This window comes from Saccharicrinis sp. 156, from assembly GCF_050589685.1.
Classification (GTDB): Bacteria; Bacteroidota; Bacteroidia; order Bacteroidales; family Marinilabiliaceae; genus Saccharicrinis.
In genome coordinates, this window is record NZ_JBNGOS010000083.1 from 1 (window position 1) to 5,167 (window position 5,167).

Annotated in this window: 7 protein-coding genes; 3 read left to right on the forward strand and 4 right to left on the reverse strand. The window is 29.7% G+C overall.

Annotated features, from left to right (window positions below; genetic code table 11):
- Positions 1-205 precede the first annotated feature (205 nt).
- Both ACRD64_RS24905 and ACRD64_RS24910 read left to right on the forward strand, forming a co-directional pair.
- On the forward strand, positions 206-607 hold the full coding sequence (locus ACRD64_RS24905) for a hypothetical protein (protein ID WP_430937288.1): 402 nt from the start codon (positions 206-208) through the stop codon (positions 605-607).
- The gene (locus ACRD64_RS24910) at positions 607-807 is read left to right on the forward strand and encodes a helix-turn-helix transcriptional regulator (protein ID WP_430937290.1); all 201 of its coding nucleotides are present in this window, start codon (positions 607-609) and stop codon (positions 805-807) included. Before ACRD64_RS24905 ends, ACRD64_RS24910 begins: the two co-directional genes overlap by 1 nt.
- A 311-nt stretch (positions 808-1,118) precedes the next feature.
- On the opposite strand, the gene ACRD64_RS24915 is transcribed toward ACRD64_RS24910, so the two are convergent.
- From ACRD64_RS24915 to ACRD64_RS24930, 4 genes are all read right to left on the reverse strand, one after another.
- Positions 1,119-1,532: a putative quinol monooxygenase gene (locus ACRD64_RS24915; RefSeq protein ID WP_291372230.1), complete on the reverse strand. Its 414-nt coding sequence runs from the start codon at positions 1,530-1,532 to the stop codon at positions 1,119-1,121.
- 129 nt (positions 1,533-1,661) lie between these two features.
- On the reverse strand, positions 1,662-2,603 hold the full coding sequence (locus ACRD64_RS24920) for a cyclase family protein (RefSeq protein WP_430937292.1): 942 nt from the start codon (positions 2,601-2,603) through the stop codon (positions 1,662-1,664).
- Between the two features lie 296 nt (positions 2,604-2,899).
- Positions 2,900-3,478 carry a TMEM175 family protein gene (locus ACRD64_RS24925; protein WP_430937294.1) on the reverse strand — a complete coding sequence of 193 codons (579 nt, stop codon included), beginning with the start codon at positions 3,476-3,478 and terminating at the stop codon, positions 2,900-2,902.
- 4 nt (positions 3,479-3,482) lie between these two features.
- Entirely contained in the window at positions 3,483-4,076 is a 594-nt protein-coding gene (locus ACRD64_RS24930; protein ID WP_430937296.1) for an NAD(P)H-dependent oxidoreductase, read from the reverse strand.
- A 99-nt stretch (positions 4,077-4,175) separates the two neighbouring features.
- Here ACRD64_RS24930 and ACRD64_RS24935 point away from each other — a divergent pair, with 99 nt between their 5' ends.
- Positions 4,176-5,099 (forward strand): LysR family transcriptional regulator, encoded by a 924-nt coding sequence (locus ACRD64_RS24935; RefSeq protein WP_430937298.1) that lies wholly within the window; start codon positions 4,176-4,178, stop codon positions 5,097-5,099.
- Positions 5,100-5,167: the final 68 nt, after the last annotated feature.

Genomic DNA, 5,167 nt, shown 5'->3' on the forward strand with positions numbered 1-5,167 from the left:
CCAAACAACAGCTTAAAAAGGGCTTAATACACAACAAATTTTATTTTGTAGATAGTTTTTAGACAGACTGCCGTTATGCCCAAGCTAAGACACGACAGCTACATATCTTCAAATAATAGATTCAATAAAGGGATTTGGATTTAAATAAAATGTAAAGTATATTTGTCTAATAGACTTAAATACTTTACATTTTAAATTGACTAATATGCATAAAAATCATCAAGACTTGCGTTTACTGCCGGTCCATTATAAAAAGGTTGCTTTTGGAATAATTATAATTAGTGTTTTATTCATTGTTTTGACAATTTCAAAAGTAATTCCAGTTGACAAAGATATCGTAAAGACAATTTCAAAGATTGTAATTTTAGTCTCATTACTTCTACTCGCTTTGACAAAGAATAAAATAGAAGATGAGTTAACATCACGAATAAGATTAAAAGCATTTGCAAGTTCATTTGTTTTCGGAGTTGCATATGTTATTGTAGAACCATTTGTAAGTTTACTTTTTAAGGATGGTTTTCTTTCAGACAAAGGAGTAACAGAAGTATTAATTACGATGTTTCTGTTTTATTTCATGATTTTTTATTCAATGTTAAAGAAACGGTAGTGAAGAATACTATAAAAATAGAAAGAGCTATTAAAAATATGACTCAAGAATCATTAGCAATAGAAATAGGAGTTTCGAGACAAACTATTAATTCTATTGAAAAGAATCGATATATACCATCAACAGTTCTTGCGTTGAAAATATCAAAAATATTTGATAAAAGCGTAAATGAAATATTTGAGTTAGAAGAAGAAGATTAAAGCCAGGGCATAACACACAACATAAAACAGTTGGGGTTCAGTGGTTTGCGAGCATTTGTTATCGCATCAACTTTTTCATCGGTGGATAAAGACGTAGCCCGAAAACCCAACCGTTTCATATTGTAAAACGTTGTGCAACATTTGACTCATAACCATTATTTAAACTATTTAACGACTATTTTTTAGAAATATTTACCACATTTTATTATTAATAGTTTTGCTTATATGTGTCATTTATAGTGTCTCTATTTTTTTTTAGAAAAAAAAAGGCAAATACAAAAGGTATCTGCCTTTAAGGGAAAAGATTTTTTTTAATGTGTATTAAAGTTTGTCATTCTATTCACATTCATTTCCATAGTTGTGAAACCTTCGATAGCATCAAACCAATCTTGCACGTAAGTTGCTTGCTGATGGTTTTCAAAAGCAGCTTCATCAGCAAAAACTTCATAAAACAATACTAATCCAGGTGCTGTTTCTCCTTGATGTGCTTCAAAAATCAAACATCTGGGTTCATTTTTTCTGATTTTATCCATCATTAATTTTGTGGCTTTCATAACTTTTTGCTCACTACCTGCTTTTATTTTTGTCCACGCTATAATAGTTACAGCATTTTTAGGAATTGAAAAATGACTTGATTTATTGCTCGGTATTTTTATGTCAATCTGTTGTGCATTACCTATTAAAGAGAATAATGCCATTGTTATTGTTATTAAAAATGTTTTCATTGTATATAATATTTTTATTAATCATTTTAACTGTTACTTGTCGAATAAAATTTGTTTTCTGTTTTATTCGATTTTAAAAAAAAGCTGTACATCTGATATCTATATAAATGTACAGCTTGTTAATTATTGTTATCTTATTCCTACCGGATTAATTTGAACTTGAGTTGACCCTTCGTAAAGTGGGTGACCAAGTATAAAAAGAAACTCAAAAGCCTTATCTGCTACCAGCTCATCAACAAGTATATTCTCTAAAACTTGCACACCAAATTCTGTAGCCATCATTTGATTTACAGGAAAAGAAAGATTAGCGTTTTCGTGTGGAACAGCTTCAAAAGACCAATTATCTGCTCCAACCGCAACAACACCTTTTTCTCCAAGATAACGAGCAGCTTCTGTACCTATACCGGCACCCCCTGCAAGATAACGTTCATTATCTACTCCCATAAGTTTTGTCCATCCTGTGTAGAATAATACAACATCTCCTTTACGAATTTCTGTACCTTGTTTTTTAGCCACATTTTCAATGTCTTTCACCGAGAATACTGTACCTTCCTTAACAATATCTTGATTATAATAAGAGCGCATATCTAATACCACACCACGTGCTACAATAGGCGGTAGCTTTTCCAATCCTAATTTTTTCACTCCTCTTACACTAAGAAAATCTTCTACTTTATGTCCGTTATAATGTACATTATCTCGACCATAATGAGAAAGCCCATTTATTTGAGAACCTACACCCGTCCAACCTATTAATTGGTCATCTACATATGTAAATTTGTTGGAACCTTCTGCTTTAGTTTCAGGTTGTAGTGTTTCAATATGAAAATATCTATGACGAAATGCGGGTGTTTTTTCGTTAACCACCATTCCCAAGCGATATACTTTACCATTTTTAACAAGTTTCATTGCATTTAATACAGACTCTTGTGTTATTAGGTTTAATGCTCCTATTTCATCATCTGGTCCATAAGGGGACATTGGCACTTTTTGTGCGTAAACATTTATGAAGCCTATAGTTAATGCTATGGCAACAATACCATTTCTTAATTTTTGTTTTAAACTTTTCATCTTTAAAATTTTATAATTATTAATACTCTAATTTAGAATCTATTAAAAGCTAAAAAAATGGGTTGCTGCAACATAATATATTTAACCATTTATAGTTTTATTGATTCCTTGGTACAAAAGTAAGTTGAATAGTTGTATTATAAAAATAATGTAATTTATACATATCTATTAATTTATTAATAGATATAAGTGCTTTAGTATATGAGATTTTTTAATCTGATTTCAAAATTTAGCATTACAAAAAAAAGCACATACATTTTGTACGTGCTCTTTAGGTTTAGTTTTGTTTCTATCTATCAAAAATTACTTACCACATTTTCTACTTTTTTACTCGGAATAAACCATATAAACAGTATAATTACATATATAAATAATGCAATTAACGGAAAGAAAAAGCTAACCCCAATACCCACAATATATAACAGTAAGGTTATGTAATTCTTATATTTGTTGTAAAGAATTTCACTTATACAATCATCATTTTTATGATGTGCAATAATTGCTTTTTCTAATATAAAATAGGCAATGGTTTTCATAAGTAAAATAAAACCGTAAAACACCATCGGAATATCTTTGCTATAATCTTCGCCCACCCAAGCTGTTGCAAACGGTACTATCGACAACCAAAATAATTGATGATGATTTGCCCACAATATTTTGCTGTTAACACTTTTTGAAATTTGCAACAGATGATGATGATTATTCCAATGTACTACAATTAGTATAAAGCTAATGGTGTAAATACCAAATATTGGCAGTAAATTTATTAAAGACTGAAAATCAGCATTTTCAGGCACTTTAAACTCTAATACCATAATGGTTATTATAATAGCAAGAACACCGTCCGTAAATGCTTCTAATCTATTTTTATTCATAGTTCTAATCAATTATGTGTTTATTTAAAAAAGTTTTGTGTTTTTTTAATTCTAGTGGAACATCTGCATTTTTTTCCATATCGTGAAAATGATGAGTTGCCAACAATTCCATTCCTGTAAAAGCATTCATTCTGTGAAACCCAAACATTACACCTTCATCTACACTTTTTTGATTAAAAAATTCATTTTCTAAAGTAAATGCGGTTTTAGGTGCATTCCAACTTGTAGTAAGTATATATTTTTTTCCGTGCATTAAACCACCAGTCCCGTAATTGATGTTTGGATTTTTTCTACTTCTACCATCACTTGTATAAATTCCATTTTGATGACCTTCCGTAAAAACTTCATCTATATATTTTTTAAATCCAAAAGGAATTTGAAACCACCAAATTGGTGTGTGATAAATTATCAAATCTGCCCACTTAAATTTTTCTACTTCTTCTTGTGGATTATAGTCTTCTCCTACTTGGGTCGATTTCACTTCATAACCTTCTAATGACTCAAAAAATGAAATCGTAGTATTGAAAAGTGTTTCGTTAAATCTTCCACCAGAATGTGCAAATGGATGACTTCCATTAATTATAAATATATTTTTCATTTGTCTATTATTTAATATTTGACAAAATTAAAGCACTTAGTTGTATTGTAAAAATAATATAATTCATACCTTTGCATTAAAATATTAATAGAATAGATTATGGTCAGTTTAGAATGGTATCGAACGTTTAAAGAAATTTACGAAAACGGGACATTGACAAAGGCTTCCGTAGCTTTGTATTCTTCACAACCAGGTGTAAGCGTACATTTGAATGCTTTAGAAGCCTATGTTGGTAAAAAATTATTTGAGCGAACCTCTAGAAAAATGATTCCGACCGAAGAAGGAAAAGCACTATACAATTTTATTTTAAGCAGCATTAAACAACTTGAAAAGGCGGAGCAACATTTTAAAAAAACATCAAAAGATATGGTTCCTTCAATAAGCATTGGAATGTGTACCGAAACATTTCAAACTATTTTAGAACCAGAAATTTCCAATCTTAATTTTAATCTTGTAGCTAGATTTGGAACTAATCAAGATTTAATAAAAGATTTAAATAATGGTATTCTCGACCTTATCATTACACCAAAAGTTGATAACAGCACAAATTCTCTTGTTGAATATGAAGATTTCACAAAAGAAAATATTGTTTTAATTGCAGGTAATCAAAGTGATTTGGAAGAAATAAATAAACTGATAAAAAACAAAGAATTTTCGTTGTTAGAAAAAACACTAAAAAATAAAACTTGGTACAGTGCCTCTAACGAAATGGAGCATTTTAATAGGTTTTGGTATGAAAATTTCAATAAAAGACCCGATTTTAAACCTAATTACATACTTCCTAATATTGGTTCAATTATAAGATGTGTTGAAAACAATAAAGGATTTGCTATTGTTCCAGATTTTTTGGTCAATAAATCAATCGAATTAAATAAAATAAATTTAGTTTGGAAAGGTAAAAAAGATGTTTCTAATACCTTATACTTCGCAACTAGAAGCGACCTTCTATTTAAGAAAGAAATTGACATTATAAAGGAGGTTTTTCAAAGAAAGATGAATATAAAAACGTTGCACAACACTTAGCCTCCAATAAAGCGTTGCTTGCATACGCTTTAGATTGGGGGGTTTGTTGAACTAAACAATCCTCCAAA

Coding starts and splice junctions, on each gene's coding strand:
- ACRD64_RS24935 (WP_430937298.1), top strand. CDS start 4,176: ATGGTCAGTTTAGAATGGTATCGAACGTTTAAAGAAATTTACGAAAAC.
- ACRD64_RS24920 (WP_430937292.1), bottom strand. CDS start 2,603: ATGAAAAGTTTAAAACAAAAATTAAGAAATGGTATTGTTGCCATAGCA.
- ACRD64_RS24905 (WP_430937288.1), top strand. CDS start 206: ATGCATAAAAATCATCAAGACTTGCGTTTACTGCCGGTCCATTATAAA.
- ACRD64_RS24925 (WP_430937294.1), bottom strand. CDS start 3,478: ATGAATAAAAATAGATTAGAAGCATTTACGGACGGTGTTCTTGCTATT.
- ACRD64_RS24915 (WP_291372230.1), bottom strand. CDS start 1,532: ATGAAAACATTTTTAATAACAATAACAATGGCATTATTCTCTTTAATA.
- ACRD64_RS24930 (WP_430937296.1), bottom strand. CDS start 4,076: ATGAAAAATATATTTATAATTAATGGAAGTCATCCATTTGCACATTCT.